General features: G+C 41.1%; 20 protein-coding genes. 9 read left to right on the top strand and 11 right to left on the bottom strand.

The window, feature by feature from the left end; translation table 11 throughout:
- Positions 1-15 precede the first annotated feature (15 nt).
- The 7 genes from JJ692_RS14975 to ggt form a co-directional block, all read right to left on the bottom strand.
- Positions 16-1,389: a PTS galactitol transporter subunit IIC gene (locus tag JJ692_RS14975; RefSeq protein WP_025093457.1), complete on the bottom strand. Its 1,374-nt coding sequence runs from the start codon at positions 1,387-1,389 to the stop codon at positions 16-18.
- 53 nt (positions 1,390-1,442) lie between these two features.
- The gene (locus JJ692_RS14980) at positions 1,443-1,910 is read right to left on the bottom strand and encodes a PTS sugar transporter subunit IIA (RefSeq protein ID WP_024424952.1); all 468 of its coding nucleotides are present in this window, start codon (positions 1,908-1,910) and stop codon (positions 1,443-1,445) included.
- Positions 1,911-2,148: 238 nt separating this feature from the next.
- Positions 2,149-2,880, bottom strand: a complete 732-nt coding sequence (locus JJ692_RS14985; protein WP_206533907.1) for a sulfate/molybdate ABC transporter ATP-binding protein — start codon at positions 2,878-2,880, stop codon at positions 2,149-2,151.
- A gap of 15 nt (positions 2,881-2,895) precedes the next feature.
- On the bottom strand, positions 2,896-3,765 hold the full coding sequence (gene cysW / locus JJ692_RS14990) for a sulfate ABC transporter permease subunit CysW (protein ID WP_024426779.1): 870 nt from the start codon (positions 3,763-3,765) through the stop codon (positions 2,896-2,898).
- 5 nt (positions 3,766-3,770) lie between these two features.
- The gene (cysT, locus tag JJ692_RS14995; protein WP_206533908.1) at positions 3,771-4,616 is read right to left on the bottom strand and encodes a sulfate ABC transporter permease subunit CysT; all 846 of its coding nucleotides are present in this window, start codon (positions 4,614-4,616) and stop codon (positions 3,771-3,773) included.
- Between the two features lie 11 nt (positions 4,617-4,627).
- Positions 4,628-5,665 carry a sulfate ABC transporter substrate-binding protein gene (locus JJ692_RS15000; protein ID WP_206533909.1) on the bottom strand — a complete coding sequence of 346 codons (1,038 nt, stop codon included), beginning with the start codon at positions 5,663-5,665 and terminating at the stop codon, positions 4,628-4,630.
- Positions 5,666-5,926: 261 nt separating this feature from the next.
- The gene (ggt, locus tag JJ692_RS15005) at positions 5,927-7,678 is read right to left on the bottom strand and encodes a gamma-glutamyltransferase (RefSeq protein WP_029707621.1); all 1,752 of its coding nucleotides are present in this window, start codon (positions 7,676-7,678) and stop codon (positions 5,927-5,929) included.
- A gap of 227 nt (positions 7,679-7,905) precedes the next feature.
- Here ggt and JJ692_RS15010 point away from each other — a divergent pair, with 227 nt between their 5' ends.
- The 6 genes from JJ692_RS15010 (at position 7,906) to JJ692_RS15035 (ending at position 11,494) form a co-directional block, all read left to right on the top strand.
- Complete coding sequence (locus JJ692_RS15010) at positions 7,906-8,364, top strand: ASCH domain-containing protein (protein WP_024424958.1); 459 nt, start codon at positions 7,906-7,908, stop codon at positions 8,362-8,364.
- 206 nt (positions 8,365-8,570) lie between these two features.
- Complete coding sequence (locus JJ692_RS15015; protein WP_024426775.1) at positions 8,571-9,188, top strand: DUF47 domain-containing protein; 618 nt, start codon at positions 8,571-8,573, stop codon at positions 9,186-9,188.
- A gap of 15 nt (positions 9,189-9,203) precedes the next feature.
- A complete protein-coding gene (locus JJ692_RS15020; RefSeq protein ID WP_017359158.1) occupies positions 9,204-10,202 on the top strand; it encodes an inorganic phosphate transporter in 999 nt (332 codons plus the stop codon).
- 146 nt (positions 10,203-10,348) lie between these two features.
- Entirely contained in the window at positions 10,349-11,119 is a 771-nt protein-coding gene (locus JJ692_RS15025; protein ID WP_024424960.1) for a type II toxin-antitoxin system SpoIISA family toxin, read from the top strand.
- Complete coding sequence (locus JJ692_RS15030; protein ID WP_024424961.1) at positions 11,094-11,264, top strand: type II toxin-antitoxin system SpoIISB family antitoxin; 171 nt, start codon at positions 11,094-11,096, stop codon at positions 11,262-11,264. Before JJ692_RS15025 ends, JJ692_RS15030 begins: the two co-directional genes overlap by 26 nt.
- Positions 11,265-11,362: 98 nt before the next feature.
- The gene (locus JJ692_RS15035; RefSeq protein ID WP_120207232.1) at positions 11,363-11,494 is read left to right on the top strand and encodes a type II toxin-antitoxin system SpoIISB family antitoxin; all 132 of its coding nucleotides are present in this window, start codon (positions 11,363-11,365) and stop codon (positions 11,492-11,494) included.
- Here JJ692_RS15035 and JJ692_RS15040 read toward each other — a convergent pair.
- On the bottom strand, positions 11,483-12,382 hold the full coding sequence (locus tag JJ692_RS15040; protein ID WP_206533910.1) for an N-acetylmuramoyl-L-alanine amidase: 900 nt from the start codon (positions 12,380-12,382) through the stop codon (positions 11,483-11,485). The genes JJ692_RS15035 and JJ692_RS15040 overlap by 12 nt on opposite strands.
- 310 nt (positions 12,383-12,692) lie before the next feature.
- On the opposite strand from JJ692_RS15040, the gene JJ692_RS15045 reads away from it, so the two are divergent.
- Positions 12,693-13,241 (top strand): ImmA/IrrE family metallo-endopeptidase, encoded by a 549-nt coding sequence (locus tag JJ692_RS15045; RefSeq protein ID WP_024424963.1) that lies wholly within the window; start codon positions 12,693-12,695, stop codon positions 13,239-13,241.
- Between the two features lie 26 nt (positions 13,242-13,267).
- Here the strand turns inward: JJ692_RS15045 and JJ692_RS15050 are convergent, their stop codons facing one another.
- Positions 13,268-13,891 carry a poly-gamma-glutamate hydrolase family protein gene (locus JJ692_RS15050; RefSeq protein WP_024424964.1) on the bottom strand — a complete coding sequence of 208 codons (624 nt, stop codon included), beginning with the start codon at positions 13,889-13,891 and terminating at the stop codon, positions 13,268-13,270.
- A gap of 242 nt (positions 13,892-14,133) precedes the next feature.
- Here JJ692_RS15050 and JJ692_RS15055 point away from each other — a divergent pair, with 242 nt between their 5' ends.
- Positions 14,134-14,505 (top strand): DUF5412 domain-containing protein, encoded by a 372-nt coding sequence (locus JJ692_RS15055; protein ID WP_041105917.1) that lies wholly within the window; start codon positions 14,134-14,136, stop codon positions 14,503-14,505.
- A gap of 38 nt (positions 14,506-14,543) precedes the next feature.
- Here the strand turns inward: JJ692_RS15055 and JJ692_RS15060 are convergent, their stop codons facing one another.
- Positions 14,544-15,368 (bottom strand): methyl-accepting chemotaxis protein, encoded by an 825-nt coding sequence (locus JJ692_RS15060; RefSeq protein WP_034281469.1) that lies wholly within the window; start codon positions 15,366-15,368, stop codon positions 14,544-14,546.
- A gap of 216 nt (positions 15,369-15,584) precedes the next feature.
- Between JJ692_RS15060 and JJ692_RS15065 the strand changes: the two genes are divergently transcribed.
- Positions 15,585-17,057 (top strand): FAD-dependent oxidoreductase, encoded by a 1,473-nt coding sequence (locus JJ692_RS15065; RefSeq protein WP_206533911.1) that lies wholly within the window; start codon positions 15,585-15,587, stop codon positions 17,055-17,057.
- 34 nt (positions 17,058-17,091) lie between these two features.
- Here JJ692_RS15065 and hag read toward each other — a convergent pair whose 3' ends face one another.
- A complete protein-coding gene (gene hag / locus JJ692_RS15070) occupies positions 17,092-17,913 on the bottom strand; it encodes a flagellin Hag (RefSeq protein WP_073204837.1) in 822 nt (273 codons plus the stop codon).
- Positions 17,914-18,197: the final 284 nt, after the last annotated feature.

An 18,197-nucleotide genomic window follows, 5' to 3' on the forward strand; every position in this document is an offset into this window, starting at 1 on the left:
ATCCCTCCAGCTCATTTATTGTTCTTTCTGATCTAAGCCCATTTCTTTCGCATACTGCTTTTTAATATCATTTCGTACCCAGTACCATAGAAGCGCATAAGCCAAAGCACAGATAATCGCTGCAATAAAGTAAGGGTTGCTCGGATCAAGAAGTCTCACCATGATCCAAGGAATAACGTGAGAACCAAGGTCAATACCTGAAATCATGTTTGCCCCTTCTGGGAAATCAAAGCCGACTGCTTTCCCCATGGTTGTCGCAAGCGGTGCAAGGTTCGTTGCGATAAAGAAGACAATCATTAATGTAAAAATACTGTTAATAAGACCGCGAATAATATTTCCACGAGCGGCTGCTACTGCCCAGACAACTGTAAATGGCAGAACCGATAAGTCAGCAAACGGGAGCATGCCATTGTAAGGCAGGACAACTGCGAGCAAAATCGTAATCGGCACCATTAAAAGGGCTACCGCCATATTCGCTGGATGACCAATCACAATCGCTGTATCTAAACCAATATAGACATTTTTCCCTGGGAAACGCTTTTGAATATAAGAACGAGCGCCCTCAGAGATTGGAATGAGTCCCTCCATTAATAACGCAACCATTCTTGGCATTAAGACAAGAACTGCCGCCATTTGAATACCGAGCGTCATCACACCTTTTGCATCATAGCCGCCGAGAAGACCAATAATGATACCAAGTATGAGACCCATCACAAGCGGTTCGCCAAAGATGCCAAAGCGTTTCTTCAATGTTTCTGGATCAGCATGAATTTTGTTTAAACCAGGAATCTTATCAATGACGCGGTTTGACGCATACATGAGCGGTGCAAAGTTGACCGTTTCAGCATGAGCCATCGATACGCCTTTTAATCCGAAATGGTGTTCGATTGTCGGCGCCGTCCAATCGGCTAATTTTAGTGTGATCGCAGAGACGATCAAGCCAACAGCAAGAGCCAAGAACATATTATGATAAGCGTAGTAAGTAACAGAGGCTGCGAAAATCAAATGCCAGAAGTTCCAAATATCCACATTCAGCGTTTTCGTAAAGTTTACGGACAATAAGATGACATTTAATAAAAGTACAAGAGGAATCATGAGCGGGGCAACGGGTGTACCAAAGGATATGGCAGCTCCAATCGGCCATCCAACATCCAAAATATCGAGCTTTAGCCCAAGGGAATTAACCATGGCTTTTGCTGCTGGCCCAAGACCGCTCACGAGCAAATTAATGACAAGATTGACACCGACAAATCCAATTCCGATTGTAATACCGGCCCTGAAGGATTTCTTAAAGCCCTGCCTTAAAATCATACCGAAAAGCGTCATAATAATCGGGAGCATAATAGTTGGTCCAAGGTCTAATATAAAATCGACGGCTTGCTTGATCATACATCCACCTCCTGAATTTTTCAGATAAAGCGCTTACATATTTTCGAGAATAACTATTGGTTTAGTTCTTGCTGAAGCACGTCAACTGCTTCTTCATAAGATGTCATGTGTGAGAGCTTTGTCATCACCTCTTCTTTTCTAAAAAGTGTCATCAGCTTCTCCAGCATCACAAGCTGTTTGCTAGGCTCAGAGATTGCTAGGACAAACACAATTTTGGCTTGCACTGTTTCATCAGGGCTTCCCATCTTATGAAAAATGACAGGCTCCTTTAAAGTAGCTACACTAATCGCTGGTTTGTTCACATGCTCAGGATCTGTATGCGGAATCGCTACCCCAAAGGCTGCCAGTGGAAGGCCTGTAGGATATGTTTTTTCTCTTTCAAGCACTGCTGGTAAAAAGCTCGATTTAATGTACCCTCCAGCTTCTAACCGCCCTGCTAAATATGTGGTCACCTCCTCTCTCGAAGATGCTTCGAACTGCAGCTTAATCAGTTGTTCATCTAACTCAAACAAGCTGTTCAAACAACCACCCCTTTCATTTGGTATAAATATGAACACATGTAACAAAAGAAAGAACATTTTTAGAATAGAACCTTTTATAAAGCGCTTACAATTATGAGTTCTAAAAAATGTTCAATACTGTTACCTTTGTAAAGATATTATAGTATTCAAAATTATAAGTCAATCTCCCTAGGGAAATTTAAATAAAAAAGACGCAGTCATCACCGCGTCTCTTCCTTCTAATCTTCTATACTGCTTGTTAAATATGGCTTCCTATATCTAAAAATTCAGATACAAATAGATTGTCTGTCTGCACTGCCATTTCTTCCTTTGTGCCAATTTTTTCGATTCTTCCTTCATTCATCACCACAACACGATCAGCAATATCGAATGCTTCTTCTTGATCATGTGTCACAAAAATGGTGGTCATTTGAAAGTCACGATGAACTTTTTTCAGCCAATGCCTTAATTCTTTCCTCACCTTTGTATCAAGCGCACCAAAGGGTTCATCTAAGAGGAGTGCCTTCGGCTGAACGGCAAGTGCGCGTGCCAGTGCTACACGCTGCTTTTGCCCGCCTGACAGCTGATCTGGATACCGCTGCTCATACTGCGTAAGCTGAACAACCTCTAAAAGCTCATGTACCCGCTCTTTGATGTCTTTTTTAAGCAGTCTTTCTCCTCTAGGTTTAATTTTCAGCCCATATGCCACATTATCAAAAACCGTCATATTTCGAAAAAGCGCATATTGCTGAAACACAAAACCGATCTGCCGTTTTCGTACTGGAATGTGTGTGTAATCCTGATCTCCGAATAAAACCTGCCCGTTATTGGCGTAATCAAGACCTGCAATGATTCTTAATAACGTCGTCTTCCCAGAGCCAGACGGTCCTAGTAAAGAGATCAATTCACCATTTCTTATCGATAAATCCACGTTTTGCAAAACCTTTGTCTGACCAAATTGTTTTGATATTTGTTTTGCTGTAATCCCCAAGGCCGATCCCTCCATTTATGTTGACCGCTTGCCAAGCCGGTGATCCCTCTGTTGAATGATTTGCTTAATGATTAAAGTAATGACAGCCACAAACGCCATGAGAGACGCCACAGCAAAAGCGGCTTGAAATTGGTACTCATTGTATAAAATTTCGATATGAAGCGGCATCGTATTGGTCATGCCTCGAATATGACCTGATACAACCGACACGGCACCAAATTCACCAATCGCTCTTGCCCCGGCTAAAATGACACCATAAAAAAGAGCCCATTTGATATTCGGCAGTGTCACAAAGAAAAAAGTCTTCCATCCGTTTGCACCAAGTGTGAGCGATGCTTCCTCCTCATGAATGCCTTCATGCTGCATAAACGGGATTAATTCTCTGGCAATAAACGGAAATGTAACGAATATGGTGGCTAGGATCATGCCTGGTACAGAATAAATGACTTTCCATCCATTCGCCATAAGCCAAGGTCCTAAAAGCCCGTTTGAACCAAATAAAAGCACAAATACAAGTCCAGCAATCACAGGCGAAACGGCAAACGGGAGATCAATCACAGTGGTTAACAAACGTTTTCCGCGGAAATTAAATTTTGTGATAAGCCATGCAGCACTCACCCCAAAGATCATTTGAAGCGGCAAGGTGACGACGACAATGAAAACAGTCAATTTGATCGCCGCGAGTGTATCTGGATGTGAGATGGCCAGAAGGTATGAACTCCACCCTTTCTCAAATGCTTTTGAAAAAACGGCGATCAGCGGTATGAGTAAAAATAAAATCAAAAAAGCATACACGACCGTAATCAAGAGGATTTTCACCCCTTTAGATTCGGTTACAGGACTTTTATACTGAACATGGTGCTGATGACTAAGCTCTCTCTCCAATGGTTTCACCTCACGTATACTTGTTTTTTCCGCTCAACATACCACTGAATGCCGTGAATCAATAACAGGATGAAAAACGAAAGAAGCAGCATCAAGCATGCAATCGCTGCTGCCCCATGATAATCATACTGTTCAAGCTTGGACATGATCATCAGCGGTGTAATTTCTGTTTTAAACGGAATATTTCCAGCAATAAACACAACAGAGCCGTATTCACCTAGCGCTCTTGCAAACGCAAGTGAAAATCCAGTCATCACCGCAGGAAACAAGGCCGGCAGCAGTACGTGAAAAAAGGTCTGTCTCCTTGTCGCACCAAGAATCGCCGCAGCCTCTTCGACTTCCTGCTGCAGCCCTTCTATCACTGGCTGAACGGTTCGGATAACGAATGGAATGCCAATAAAAATCAGTGCCAAAATAATCCCAATCGGTGTGTACGCCACCTTTATATGCAGAAATTGACCAATCCATCCATTAGGAGAATAGAGGGTGGTCAGGGCAATACCCGCAACAGCTGTTGGGAGAGCAAAAGGCAAATCAATGAGAGCATCTAAGATTTTCTTTCCATGGAATGTGTACCTGGCGAGAACCCAGGCAATCAGTACACCAAACCCTGCATTGATGAGAGCAGCTGCAAAGGAAGTCGTCACGGTCAGCTGAAGCGACTTCAATACTCTTGCATCGGTAAAAACCTTCCAAATCCCCTCTGCTCCTAATGAAGCCGTCCAAATAAATACCATGGATATAGGAATGACGACAATCGCACTCACATAAACGAGCGTCACCCCAAGGCTCAGCCCAAATCCAGGCAATATACGTTTTCTTTTATTGGCGGCTGCATGTGCTTTCTTCATCACATCGCCCCCTATTTTTGTCCGCTGTATATTTGATCAAATAATCCGCCATCATCAAAAAATCTTTTCTGCGCCTTTCTCCACCCGCCAAACGCTTGATCAATCGTCACCATATCAATCTTTTTAAACTGGTCTTTATATTTGTTTAAGACTTCTTGATTTCTAGGGCGATAATAGTTTTTTGCCGCAATTTCCTGCCCTTTTTTAGAATATAAATAATCTAAATAAGCCTTCGCCACTTTCTCTGTTCCTTTACGTTTCACATTTTGATCAACGACCGCAACAGGCGGCTCCGCTAGAATACTAATTGATGGGGTGACAATTTCAAATTTGTCTTTGCCTAGTTCGTGCTGCGTTAAATAGGCTTCATTCTCCCATGCAATTAACACATCCCCAAGTCCGCGTTCAACAAAGGTCGTTGTGGCTCCGCGTGCACCTGAATCAAGGACTTCGACATGTTCATATAGCTTTTTGACAAAATCCTTTGTTTTTTCTTCATTCCCATGAAATGTTTTATCGGCGTAGGCCCATGCAGCTAAGTAATTCCATCTCGCACCGCCGGACGTTTTCGGATTTGGCGTAATGATGGACACACCTGGCCGAATCAAGTCGTTCCAATCTTTAATATTTTTGGGATTCCCTTTCTTCACAAGAAACACAATGGTCGATGTATACGGTGTTGACTGATTTGGAAATTCTTTTTGCCAATCTTTTGAAAGCAGTCCGCGATCTGCAATTGCATCAATGTCATACCCTAAAGCCAGTGTTGCCACATCTGCCTCGAGTCCATCAATAATCGATCTTCCCTGCTTTCCTGATCCACCATGAGACTGCTTGATCGTGACATCCTCACCTGTTTTGTCTTTCCAATACGTCTGAAAGGCTTGATTGTATTCCTGATACAATTCACGTGTAGGATCATACGAAACATTTAACAGCTCAACCTTTCCCTTTTGCTTTGAAGCTTCGTTTGCGTTTGAGCATGCAGTACTCGTCACAGCCAAGACGAATATAATGGTCACGACCCAGACCCATTTCCACTTTTTCATGTTATCCCGCTCCCCCGTTATCAAAAATAGTGACACCAACCTTGCCGTTTCATACGCAAAAAAGACCCTTAGCCACCTGAAATACATCACAGTCCTGTACTTCAAATTGCCAAGAGCCTTCGGTTGTCCGATCAGCTATGTATGATTGATGTTAGTCTATATATTATTCAAACTATTCACAGGTGTCAACTATGTTTTTTCATTTAAACAAAAAAAGAAACGCCATCTTGAAGAGGCGCTTCTTTTCCCGGGAAATGGTTTTTAATCGGCAGAAAGCTTTAAATTGACACCAACAGCGGTTCCATTTCTCGAGGAGTCAGCTACTCCTGTAAATGTCCCTGCTTTCCGATCAATGAGCAAGGCTTGCACATTTCCTATATCAATAGGTGAACTGCCAAAACGATGACCCATATCATTTAGCTTCGTTCTTACATCAAGGGGAACACCTACTTCGTAACGGTAAGAAGTTGTACTGTTTGTATAAATCCGCGGCTCTTCCACCGCATCTTGCAGCTCCATGTCGTATTCAAGCAAGTTTAATATGGTTTGTGAAACAGAAGCAATAATAGTCGTTCCTCCAGGTGAGCCCACAGTCATGACCGGCTCGTTATCTTTGAATATGATGGTTGGAGTCATACTGGATAATGGACGCTTATTCGGCTGGACTTCATTTGCTCCGCCTGGTCTTGCGTCAAAATCTGTTAGTTCATTGTTTAAGAAAAAGCCATATTCCGGAACAAGGATCCCTGTACCAAATAACTGTTCAATGGTTGTTGTGAATGACACGACATTTCCCCACTGATCGGCAACAGTAAAATGAGTAGTCTCGCCAATGGTTTTATCTTCTGGCTGCGGGACAATTGGGGATGGATTTTTTTCATCCTCATACGCCCATGGATCTCCTTCTTTCGGGTTTTTGTTCATTTGATCTAATTGAATGAGAGAAGCTCTTTTTGAAATGTAATCATCGTCTAGTAGTCCTTTTAGTGGAACATCTACGAATTCGGGGTCGCCTGCATATGCAGCACGGTCAGCATAGGAGAGATGCATTGTTTCAGCTAGCAGCTGATATTTTTCGAATGATTTGGGGTCATATTGTGATAGATTGAAGTGATCTAGTATTTTGAGTATTTGCAGCATAAACACACCGCCTGAGCTTGGTGGAGGCATACTTGCAAGCTGGTATCCTTTATAGTCCCCCCAGATAGGCTTGTCAGTCTTGACCTCATAACGACCAAGGTCATCAGTTGTCATCGTTCCGCCAAAATCTTGGACTGTCTTTGCAAGTGCTTTTGCTACTTTTCCTTCATAAAATGCTTTGCTTCCTTTTTTCGCAATGAGCTTAAATGTTTTTGCAAGACCTGGCTGTACAAGCAGATCGCCTTCTTTGAGCGGCTGATCATCTGGAAGAAAGATTGGCGCTGCGGCCGTTTTTTTCAGCTTTTCTTGATGATCTTCAATGGCTTTTGCCAGAACAGAATCGATTTCAAATCCATCCTCTGCAAGCTGAATGGAAGGCTCAATCAATTCCTTCATCGAACGGGTTCCCCACTTATCTAATGCTGCTTCGAGACCTTTTACTGTCCCTGGAACACCAACCGCATTACCGTGTGTGGACCGCTCAGCAAATGGGATGACTTTTCCCTCATCCGTTAAAAACATGTCAGGTGTTGCGCCCTGTGGTGCTCGTTCTCTACTATTGATGATGGATGTTTCTTTTGTCTTTCCATCATAAACCATCATAAAACCACCGCCGCCAATTCCAGACATCATTGGCTCTGTCACATTCAGTGCGTACTGGATGGCAACAGCAGCATCCACTGCGTTTCCACCTTTCTTCAATACATCAGCACCTACTTCTGATGCCAGCGGGTGAGCAGTAGCCACCATGCCATCTTTACCAACAGCTACTTTACTCCCATGAGATTCGTTCGCATTGACTTGGCTGACAGGCAGAAAAAACGAGAAAACAAACAGACATATGGACAAAACAGTTAGAGAAATGCGTTTCATGAACAACACCCCTTCCATATTCTTACTTTGACCTTACCGACTTCTTGACCAGAATACAATAGATTATTCTAAAATTTCAAAAATTTTCATCCTATCATCCTACATTTCCCAAATAAAACATTGTTTTTCAAAACATATGACGCACTCACTCATTAGGAATAAAGACACACCATTTCCAACGATTCAGCTTCAAGGTATAATAAACACAACAAAAAGGGGGAAAAACATTGAACAACAAATGCAGATTATTTTGGGAAGACTATTGGAAAGAGAAATCAGAAAAAGCACCTGCTGACGCGTTTGTTTCGGCGTGGGCATTCGGCTCAGATCCTGATCATTTGCTTGATCTTGTAAAGCAAGGAAAAAAAACAGCCACTTGTTCTGGACACCTTTTTTATGAAAAGGAACAGGAGCCGCTTCCACAACCCGGACAATATGCGGTCATTTTGGACAGCCAAGAAGAACCAAAAGCCATCATTGAAATTACACATGTTGATGTCATGCCAATGAATGAAGTCCCCGTATCATTTGCACAAGCAGAGGGTGAAGGCGACTTATCTTATGACTATTGGTACAGAGAACATAAAGAATTTTTCACAGAAGCACTCCAATCATACGGTTTAGAATTCAAAGAAGATATGCTTCTTGTTTGTGAACGGTTTAAGCTGATTCATTCAGCTTCTTAGCCTTTAAGCGGCGCCAAATATGGCCCGCTTTTTTCGTTGCTTTTCCCCTTTTAGAAAAAGGTGTGTTGAGATCACATCTTTAGGTCAGAATAAGATCAAATAGAAAAAGTGAAGAAATTTTCGACTACACCTGTTTTTTTTCGACAAAAGAATATATAATTATTTGATGTGTGCATTGTCTCATTTATACAATGGAGGGTTTTTACATGTTAAAAAGGAAAAAAGACAAGTTTTCCGTCTTGTTAACGGAAATTGCTAAAAATTTAGATGAAACTGCTGAGTATTTTGTTAGCTATAAAGTAACAAATCAAACCACTCTGAAAGAATTTTCTGACACATTGAAGGAATATGAGACAAAAGGTGATAATCATGTTCATACCATGATTAAAGAGCTGAACAAAGCCTTTATTACACCGATTGAACGTGAAGACATTCTTCAATTGACGAATAGCCTCGATGATGTTTTAGATGGAATTGAGCATTTTTCCGCAACATTAGAAATTTACTCAATTACAAGCTCTGACGAACATATCGACAAATTCAGCCACTACATCAGAGAGTGTGCGAAAGAAATTTTAATCACAATTGATCTACTAGCTGAAAATCGCTTGAAAGATATTCATCCGCACGCAATCAAGATCAAAGAGATTGAACATAATTGTGACAATCTTCATCGTAAATCATTAAAGAACTTGTTTGGAAAAGAAACAGATCCAATTAAAGTGATTCAATACAAAGAAATTTACGAAACACTTGAAGAAATCGCTGATTCCTGTCAAAGTGTTGCCAACAATCTAGAAACAATCATTATGAAGAATGCGTAACGGGGTTAGTTAAACATGGACACATTACTCATCCTTACCATACTTATTGTCATTTGTGCACTTGCTTTTGATTTCATTAACGGGTTCCACGATACAGCAAATGCCATTGCGACTTCAGTTTCAACGAAGGCATTAAAGCCTAGACATGCGATCATCATGGCAGCGTTCATGAACTTCTTAGGAGCAATGACATTTACAGGTGTGGCAAAATCCATTACAAAAGATATCGCAGATCCATTTACACTTCAAAACGGCTCTGTTGTGATCTTGGCTGCTTTAATTGCGGCCATCACATGGAACTTGCTTACTTGGTATTACGGGATTCCGAGTAGTTCTTCACATGCATTAATCGGATCAATTGCAGGAGCGGTTATTGCCTCTGCCGGTTTTGGCGCTTTAAACTATTCGGGATTCATTAAAATCATTCAAGCACTTTTGCTTTCACCTATCCTAGCTTTCGTATTGGGATATATCGTGTATACCATTATCAAAATTATATTTAGAAACAACAATCTCGCAAAAACAAATAAACAATTCCGACGTGTTCAAATTTTAACGGCTGCACTGCAATCGTATACCCATGGGACAAACGATGCGCAAAAAGCGATGGGAATTATTACGATGGCTTTAATTGCAGGTAATTTGCATACAACAGACGACATTCCTTTCTGGGTACAATTCTCTTGTGCGCTTGCAATGGGACTCGGTACTTCTATCGGCGGCTGGAAGATTATCAAAACAGTCGGCGGTAAAATTATGAAAATTCGACCAGTAAACGGAGTATCTGCCGACTTAACGGGTGCAGCTATTATCTTCGGTGCGACGTTTATTCACTTACCTGTTAGTACGACTCACGTTATCTCATCTTCTATTCTAGGTGTAGGTTCTGCACACAGAGTCAAAGGGGTTAACTGGGGTACGGCAAAACGTATGCTTGTCACTTGGGTGATTACATTACCGATTTCAGGAACTCTAGGAGCTCTTATATACTTTGTGTTAAATGCGATTCTCTAATATCAAAGACCTGTCTAACAGGTCTTTTTTTATTTGCCCGCACACTTAAAAACCCTTTTCCTGCAGGACATTTTTTCATGAAGCAGGGTTTCCAATCATATCCATAGAAATAAACAAGTATTCATCTGTCTATGGGAGAGAAGAACATGCTATTATTTTTTCAATTGACTGTATGGTTATTGCTAGGTGCTCTTGCAGTGTATGTATTTGCAGTTTGGCGCTTTGAACAAAAAGTAAAAGAAAAGATGTTTGCCATTCGTAAAACGTGGTATTGGATTTATGTAGCGGGTGCTGTTGTGTACTGGACAAATGACCCTTCTTCTATCTTCACCGATTGGATGCACTACTTGATCATTGCCGTATTTTTCGCATTAACTGATGCTTTCATCTTTCTTAGCTCCTATATTAAGAAACTCGGAAATCATGAGCTGGAAACCGACACCCATCAACTCCTTGAACAAAATAACGATCTCCTTCATTCTTACCTCAATAAACTAAAAACGTACCAATACCTATTGAAAAATGAACCGATCCATGTATATTATGGAAGTGTAGAGGCATATATAGAGGGAATTGAGCGGCTGATTTATTCTTTTGCCGACAAGATGAATATTCAAGCGGTGCTTTGTCCATACGATATGCAGGAACAAAAAGACGACCTGCTTCGGACACTTGACCAGCGGGCTCTTATTCAGGCGAAGCTTGACAGGCAGGAAGTATATTACGATGATTTCGGTCATTTGGTGCTCATCCCATTTTCTGTAGCAGATGCTCATTTTGTCATTAAGCTCACCTCCGATGAGATTGTCACGGAGTTCGACTATTTATTAATGACATCACTTACAACAATTTATGACCTAATCTTGCCTGACGAAGAGGAAGGTGATGAAGATGGACCACGCACTTCAAGGGGATAACAACAACCCTAAGAAAAACCCTTTTAAGATTTTAAAGAAAAAACGCCATATCAGTATGGCCGATTATAAGGTAAGCCCCCATACTGAGCGAATTTTTAAAAAGAATGAACAGCTTCTGGATGAGTATAAAAATAAAAAGGCTTGATTACACTAAAGGACGCGGAACGAAATCCGCGTCCTGCTTCCATTTTCACATAGACTTGCATACAATACACTATACGCTGCAACGATTGAGGTGCCAAAATGAAAAAGAAAATCAAACAACTGAGATATGTTCAGTTTGCTGAATATCAGCCGTCCCCATATACTAAGCGTTTAATTGAAAAGAGTGAAACAGCCATCCAATCATACAAACAGAAACACTCACTGATTTAACAGTTTAAGCAGCTTCTCCTTCGTTTTAGGACCGTATACCCCATCACTTGTCAGACCGTTCACCAGCTGAAAGCGCGCTACGGCATTCGCCGTTTTTTCTCCGTAAACACCATCGATGCCTTTATCTGCAGCCGATTTATCAGGGTAAAAATAAACAGCAGCAAGCGCTTTTTGGACGAGGCGTACGTGCTCTCCCTTCGTTAGAGGCGAAGTCACCTTTAAAATCCCATCTGGCAGCTCATACATCATTTTTCCATCATTTCGATAAATTTTGAGAACCTGTCCAATTTGAATCTTGTTCGGTTCGCTAATGTTATTCCACTTCTGAAGGTCTTGAACTGTGACGTCATGAGCTTTGGCAATACTCGTTAACGTATCCCCGCTTTTGACAACATACGTGATGACCGTCTCAGGCTCTCCTGCCGTTTCAATTCCTTTTTTAAATTCATCCCATGTAGCGAGAAGCAGACGCGGACATGCTTTTCCAGACCAGTGCTGATGTGTGACCACATTCGCTAGTGGAATATGATGCTCTTTCAGCAGCTTTTGAATGAGCCATTGCGCATGTTTGACCGCTTGTTGGAAATTCCCATCTTCATTTTCACAAATTTCAATCCCGATCGACTTTCTGTTCCCATTTCCATTTCCGTCCCCTGCATGCCAGCCATTTTCATTTAACGGCAGATGCTGAAAGATTTCATGATCATCCACTGTAAAGTGCCAGCTTTCCGCTGTCGTTGGGCGTTTCACATATGCCGCATGACTTTTTGCATCCGCTCCCTTTGACGTGTTTGCTGTGTTATGCACCGTCACATACATCGGTGTCATGGCGTATCCTGGGCGGTTCCCGTTTCCAACTGGAATAAAATCTTGATAAATTTCTACCATGTTCTGCACTCCCTTTTGCTAAATTGAATTGATCTTTCTCATCAATTGGTGGCGTTCGTAAGACAACTTGTGTTTGTTTTAGTGATAAGACTATGGTAAAATTTGAATTCAATCCACTCTTTTTAGTAATGGAAAACGCAAAAATGAAGAAAAAAACAGGAATTAATTCCATTTTTCCTTGATTTTATGTTAAAATTGTTAAAAATAAGCCGATATTAAAAGTAAGTAATAGCTTCATTAGCTATTTAGTCCTATATGGACTTTTCTTTTACACCAAAAACAGAACATACGTTTGCTTGGAGGTTTTTAAATGACTGGTTTTTTAACCCATTTAGAAGAAGAGATTAAGCGGTTATATGCCAAATTACAAATAAGCGGTCCTGCTTATAGAGACATGCAAAGGATCGCTTCTGAATTTCATGTATGGGTCCACTATGAGGATACTGGCAGCATGATGATCAAACATCAAGGTCTTTACAGTATTATATTAAACAGATCTCTATCGTCAGAGGAACAATGGCAGGATTTTGCCCACGAGCTTTGTCATGTGCTGAAGCATGCAGGCAACCATTTCAAGATGCACAAACTCTTTCGAGAACTGCAAGAGTTTCAGGCTAAACAATTCATGTATCACTTTTGTGTGCCGACCTTTATGCTGATGCAAATGAAGCTTCCAAACCTTCGGCAGCAAGCCATTTTGCACATTGCGCAAACATTTCATGTCACCTGGGCTTTCGCTGAAAAGCGGCTCGCCTTGTTCGAACAGCGGAAAGCAGGCATTCGCTTCCAACAAGAGTTTACATCTTATTTAATGAAAGCCGAGAAGGTCGCGGAAAAAGAAGCTGTTTATCAAACGTAAGCCTCTTCTGCATAGGGCGACAGGGTTTATCCATAAAGATTTAATACTTGCTTGAGTACATTTGTGTACCGATAAAATTGCTCATTTTGCGTTTCACGGCGATAGCGCCGTCTGAAGTCTTGAAAGAATGCTCTTCTTTGCGCCTGACTGATTTCAAGTTGTACACTTTTTCCGGTTAGACATTGATTATTAATATTGTGAGGGTGTGTTCCAGAATAGCGATCAGATTCAGATAGCAGCACTGCGGGAAATCCATTAAGCGTTAAACGTTTCACTGTTTCTGCCGCTTTTTCTCTGTCTGTCCCGCCCACTAATGTTTGAAGCACCTCCGTTTCCCCGTAGCCATGGAGCGCAAACGTGTAATGATGGGCATGCACTAGAGAAAGGCAGACCGGCTCATTGAAACGTGTGCTTGTAATATGAAGCACATGATTGCCTTTCACTTTAAGGCCTTCAAATAAATACATAGAATCATCACTTGCGATTTCATGAATGAGCTCACTCACGCCAGATTCAATTCCCCCAGCATGAGGGGACAAAACCAAAAGCTGATCTCCTTTCCGCTCGTGAAGAATTTGATAGTCGATTCCCTCTCTTTCATGAGCGGAAAGCTCTTCATAACTTTGATATGTATCAATGATTTGCGTCATTCCATCTTCCCCATTTCTCTATATGAGCATAAGTCTACTGATCTTAAATTCTTTTGTAAAGGGATTTCGCATGACCTATCGACTTAATACATCCTTAAATTTTCCTTATCTTTTCGGCTATCTGTTGAATTTTGAGAAAAAATGACCGATAATTGAAATGAATAGAACTTTTGGACTATATGAATCTTTTTGCATTCTCTCTCATAAATTAGAAATATTGTGATCTACATCTGGAGGAATTCATGTTAAAAAAGAAAACCACCATCACCCTTGTCATCTTAATCCTTAGCTTCGCTGGCATCATTTACTGGAAATGTTTTTCTCTTCAAGGCGTATCTCACGGAACCTTTATCCGCTCGATGACATCACCTGACGGAACATATATCATCAACACCTATCGACATAGCGGAGGGAAACTAAAGGAGAACGCAGTTAGAGCAGAGATTGAAAACAAACTCACCCACCGAAAGAAAACGATTTACTGGAAATACCCTGACAAAGACCCTCTCATCAAATGGAAAAATGGACAGCTTGTTCAAATTGGGCATGAATTTTTAAATGTGGTAAAAGGAGAAACATACGATTATCGCTTTGACCGGAACAAAAGAAAATAGCGTATCAAAAAAAAACGAATCCCTATTGGATTCGTTTTTTACGTTGACATCACATGCTGCATGAATTCTTTCATTTCTTTACTTACGCTCGTTAGTCGTTCCACAATTTCACTAAACTCTGTCACAAGTAAAGCCTGCTCTGATGATGAACCTTTCATATGGTCCATGCTCTCAAGTAATGTATGTATATTAGAGGAAATTCCTTGCAGTGAACTTTCAATATTTTCTGTTGCACGTGAAGTTTCACTTGAAAGCTTTTGAACCTCACTGGCTACAACACTAAATCCAGCCCCCTCTTTTCCTGCCCTGGCTGCTTCGATTGACGCATTCAATCCTAGCAAACTCGTTTGTTTCGAAATGCCCTTAATCATTTTTGTAATATCAGATGTTTTTTTCGAGCTTTCAAGTGTTTGCTGCGTTTGTAAGGTCATTTCCTCACTTGTCGCAGAAAGCTCTTCTGAATGTGCCGCCACCACATGGACCTTTTCTTGAATACTTTGAATGATGTCATTTAATGACTCCATATATGCTTCAAGCTCTAATTGATTTTTAAGTGGAAAACCTAAAGCGAGTGCGCCGATCACTTGTTGATTTTCATCAAAAATTGGCAGACCCATTGCATTTAACGGTATTCCGTAAACCGATTCAGGGACAAACATACTTGATGTCTCACCTCTGAGTGCTTTTTTCATATTTAAATCATCTGGCTTAATGAGTTCTCCAGCTCGAATTTGAAAATCCACATCTTTCGATGGCAAATACAGCAAGAATTTCTCTCGATCAATGACACCCATCGTCACTTCGTTTTTTAAAATCTGCATCATATAAGGTGCTGCTGTCACAATACTCTGTAGTATATCCAATTTCTCTACCCCCTTATATAGTTTATCGGTCGTTCTTCTTAAATTAATAGTTACTTTTTAAAATAATCATGATGATTAGAAGAAATTCTTCATATTTACGAGTAAAAAGAAGTGCTTTCCTTTCTATATTCAAACGTATATTTGCTATAATTAATGAATCAACATATGATGAAATGGTCATGTAGCCATTTTTTATATTCATTGGAGGCGCATGTTGTGACACAACCCATGAAATATGAGCGGGCGATCGTCATTGGCGGAGGTATCACCGGAATGCTCGCTGCAAAAGTTTTATCAACGTTTTATCATCAAGTTTTGATTATTGAAAAGGATGAACTGCCAGAATCTCCTGAGAATCGTCTTGGCACTCCTCAAGCCTTTCATCCACATAGAATGCTGCCACTTGGCAAGCAAATCGTTGAACGTCTATTCCCTGGTTATACAAAAGAGTTACTGGCAATGGGCGGATTTAATACAAGGGATCAAACCTCTCGATTTATCACAAAAGATGGCGAATTAACGCTCACTGATACAGAAGAAACCGCCGTCACAAGACGCGCGTTACTAGAGTGGGTGCTGATGCAAAGAATGGTAAAAGAGGAACATGTGCAGTTTTTAGAAAAACATGAAGCCATCTCGCTTCAGTTTAAAGAAGGAACAAATCAAGTCATGGGTCTCATCGTGAAGAACCGGCAAGTAAAGCCTGGAAGCATTCATGAAATGAAAGCAGACTTAGTGATTGATACGTCTGGAAGAATGTCTAAGTTGCCAAAATGGTTGAAAGACGCTGGATTAACCTTGCCACAGACTGATGAGTTACATGTGTTTCTAGGATACAGCACAAGATATTATCAAATACCATCAGGTGCGCCACCCCTACAATCAATGGTTGTAGTTGGCCAGCCAGACAAGCAAATTCCAACAGGGCTGTTTGAACGGGTTGATCATGATTTAGTAGCTGTGCTTCTTTCTGCAGCTGGCGGTTCACATTATCCAACAACGGATGCAGATCAATTTGATTCAGAAACCGCTGCACTGAGCGATCCCGCGATAGCAGAAGCCATCTCCCATTTAACGCCCTTTACAAATCCAAAAGGATTTAGAGTCCCTTCTTGCGTGAGACATCACTATGAACATATGCAGGATTGGCCAAGTGGATTATTGGTGATGGGCGATGCCTTGTGTACGTTAGATCCCATTCATGGGCAGGGCATGACAAAGGCAGCCCTCGAAGCACAAACTCTTGACCGAATGCTCAAACAAGCACAAAAAAATGAGCGGCTGTCTTTTGAAAAGGACACATTACAACAAATGCAGCAAGCGAGTGAACTTGGCTGGTGGCTTTGTGCAATTGCTGATATGGCGTGGGACGGTGTCGAGTTAAAAGGAGAAACAACCATCCCCCACTTGACGTTCGTACAGGAATTTTTAAATCGCTACGTACAATACGCCATTGTCACAAAACAGCCTAAACGACTTGAAGCGTATCACCGGATGCATTCTTTCTTAACAGAACCGAGAGAAATCATCAACTTAGAACAGCTGCACGACATGATTCAAGCTGACACCTCAGGAGAAACCGCTGAATGGTGGAAGCAATGGGATCAAAAGAACGATGAAGGCAACCGAGCTTTTTTCCATGAAGCGGTTCCTGACTTTCGTCTAAAGCACTTGCTGTCATTAAATTAAATCAAAAAAAGCCCCCTTTAATGGGGCTTTTTCATTAACGTAATAATTGAAGTACGTTTTGCGGCTGCTGGTTTGCTTGAGCTAACATTGCTTGAGATGCTTGAGAAAGAATGTTGTTCTTTGTGAACTCACTCATTTCCTTCGCCATGTCAACGTCACGAATACGAGACTCAGCAGCTGTTAAGTTTTCAGCAGAAGCACCAAGGTTGTTGATTGTGTGCTCTAGACGGTTTTGGACTGCACCCAGAGCTGAACGCTGTTTAGATACAGCGCCGATTGCTGCGTCGATTTTTGCTACTTCGGTGTCAAAGTTAAAGCCTTCTTCATTAACTACAATATCTTTTACAGTTAAAGTTTCTGCATCCATTTTGCCAATCTGCACTTTAATATTTTGTTCGACATTCGCTCCAATTTGGAATTGAAATCCATCTTCCACACTACCATCTAAAAGGTTTTTTCCGTTAAATGCTGTGCGCTGAGAAATTCCATCGATCTCATCAACAAGCGCGGTGATCTCATCTTGAATAGCAGTTAAATCTTCAGTTTGCTGAGTACCTGTATTACCAGCCTGAACTGTCAATTCACGCATACGTTGAAGAATTGCATGTGTTTCAGTTAATGCACCCTCAGCTGTTTGAATAAGAGAAATACCATCCTGTGCGTTTTTAGAAGCCATTTCTAATCCGCGGATTTGTCCACGCATTTTTTCAGAGATGGCAAGACCTGCTGCGTCATCTCCTGCACGGTTGATTCGAAGACCAGAAGAAAGCTTTTCCATGTTCTTTTGCCCTGCTCCATTGTTTGCAGACAAACGGTTCAATGTGTTAAGTGCTGCGATATTGTGGTTAATTCTCATGTTAAATGACCTCCGTGTGTTTGAACCAATTGGACGTCCTTATCCAAAAGTTCTAAATTAGAATTTTTTTGTAAGCCTTACAATCCATTTATCGAACTTCAATGGAATATGTTTAACAAAAAAGGAATAAATAAGGATAAAGTCTCATTAACTATGATCGTTTCGCTAGAGTATGCCAAATTTAAAGGTCATTTTTCATGATTTATAACAGGGGTTTAAGAATCATAAGACTGGAGAAAACGCGAAGAATAAAGCATAAAAAAAAAGCCCCATAAAGGGGCCTG

The organism is Bacillus sp. 3a (assembly GCF_017161885.1).
Lineage (GTDB): Bacteria > Bacillota > Bacilli > Bacillales > Bacillaceae > Bacillus > Bacillus safensis.

Coding starts and splice junctions, on each gene's coding strand:
- ggt (WP_029707621.1), bottom strand. CDS start 7,678: ATGAAACGCATTTCTCTAACTGTTTTGTCCATATGTCTGTTTGTTTTC.
- JJ692_RS15030 (WP_024424961.1), top strand. CDS start 11,094: ATGGACCACGCACTTCAAGGGGATAACAACAACCCTAAGAAAAACCCT.
- hag (WP_073204837.1), bottom strand. CDS start 17,913: ATGAGAATTAACCACAATATCGCAGCACTTAACACATTGAACCGTTTG.
- JJ692_RS15055 (WP_041105917.1), top strand. CDS start 14,134: ATGTTAAAAAAGAAAACCACCATCACCCTTGTCATCTTAATCCTTAGC.
- JJ692_RS15000 (WP_206533909.1), bottom strand. CDS start 5,665: ATGAAAAAGTGGAAATGGGTCTGGGTCGTGACCATTATATTCGTCTTG.
- cysT (WP_206533908.1), bottom strand. CDS start 4,616: ATGAAGAAAGCACATGCAGCCGCCAATAAAAGAAAACGTATATTGCCT.
- JJ692_RS15035 (WP_120207232.1), top strand. CDS start 11,363: ATGAAAAAGAAAATCAAACAACTGAGATATGTTCAGTTTGCTGAATAT.
- JJ692_RS15015 (WP_024426775.1), top strand. CDS start 8,571: ATGTTAAAAAGGAAAAAAGACAAGTTTTCCGTCTTGTTAACGGAAATT.
- JJ692_RS15020 (WP_017359158.1), top strand. CDS start 9,204: ATGGACACATTACTCATCCTTACCATACTTATTGTCATTTGTGCACTT.
- JJ692_RS15040 (WP_206533910.1), bottom strand. CDS start 12,382: ATGGTAGAAATTTATCAAGATTTTATTCCAGTTGGAAACGGGAACCGC.
- JJ692_RS15045 (WP_024424963.1), top strand. CDS start 12,693: ATGACTGGTTTTTTAACCCATTTAGAAGAAGAGATTAAGCGGTTATAT.
- JJ692_RS14975 (WP_025093457.1), bottom strand. CDS start 1,389: ATGATCAAGCAAGCCGTCGATTTTATATTAGACCTTGGACCAACTATT.
- JJ692_RS15050 (WP_024424964.1), bottom strand. CDS start 13,891: ATGACGCAAATCATTGATACATATCAAAGTTATGAAGAGCTTTCCGCT.
- JJ692_RS15025 (WP_024424960.1), top strand. CDS start 10,349: ATGCTATTATTTTTTCAATTGACTGTATGGTTATTGCTAGGTGCTCTT.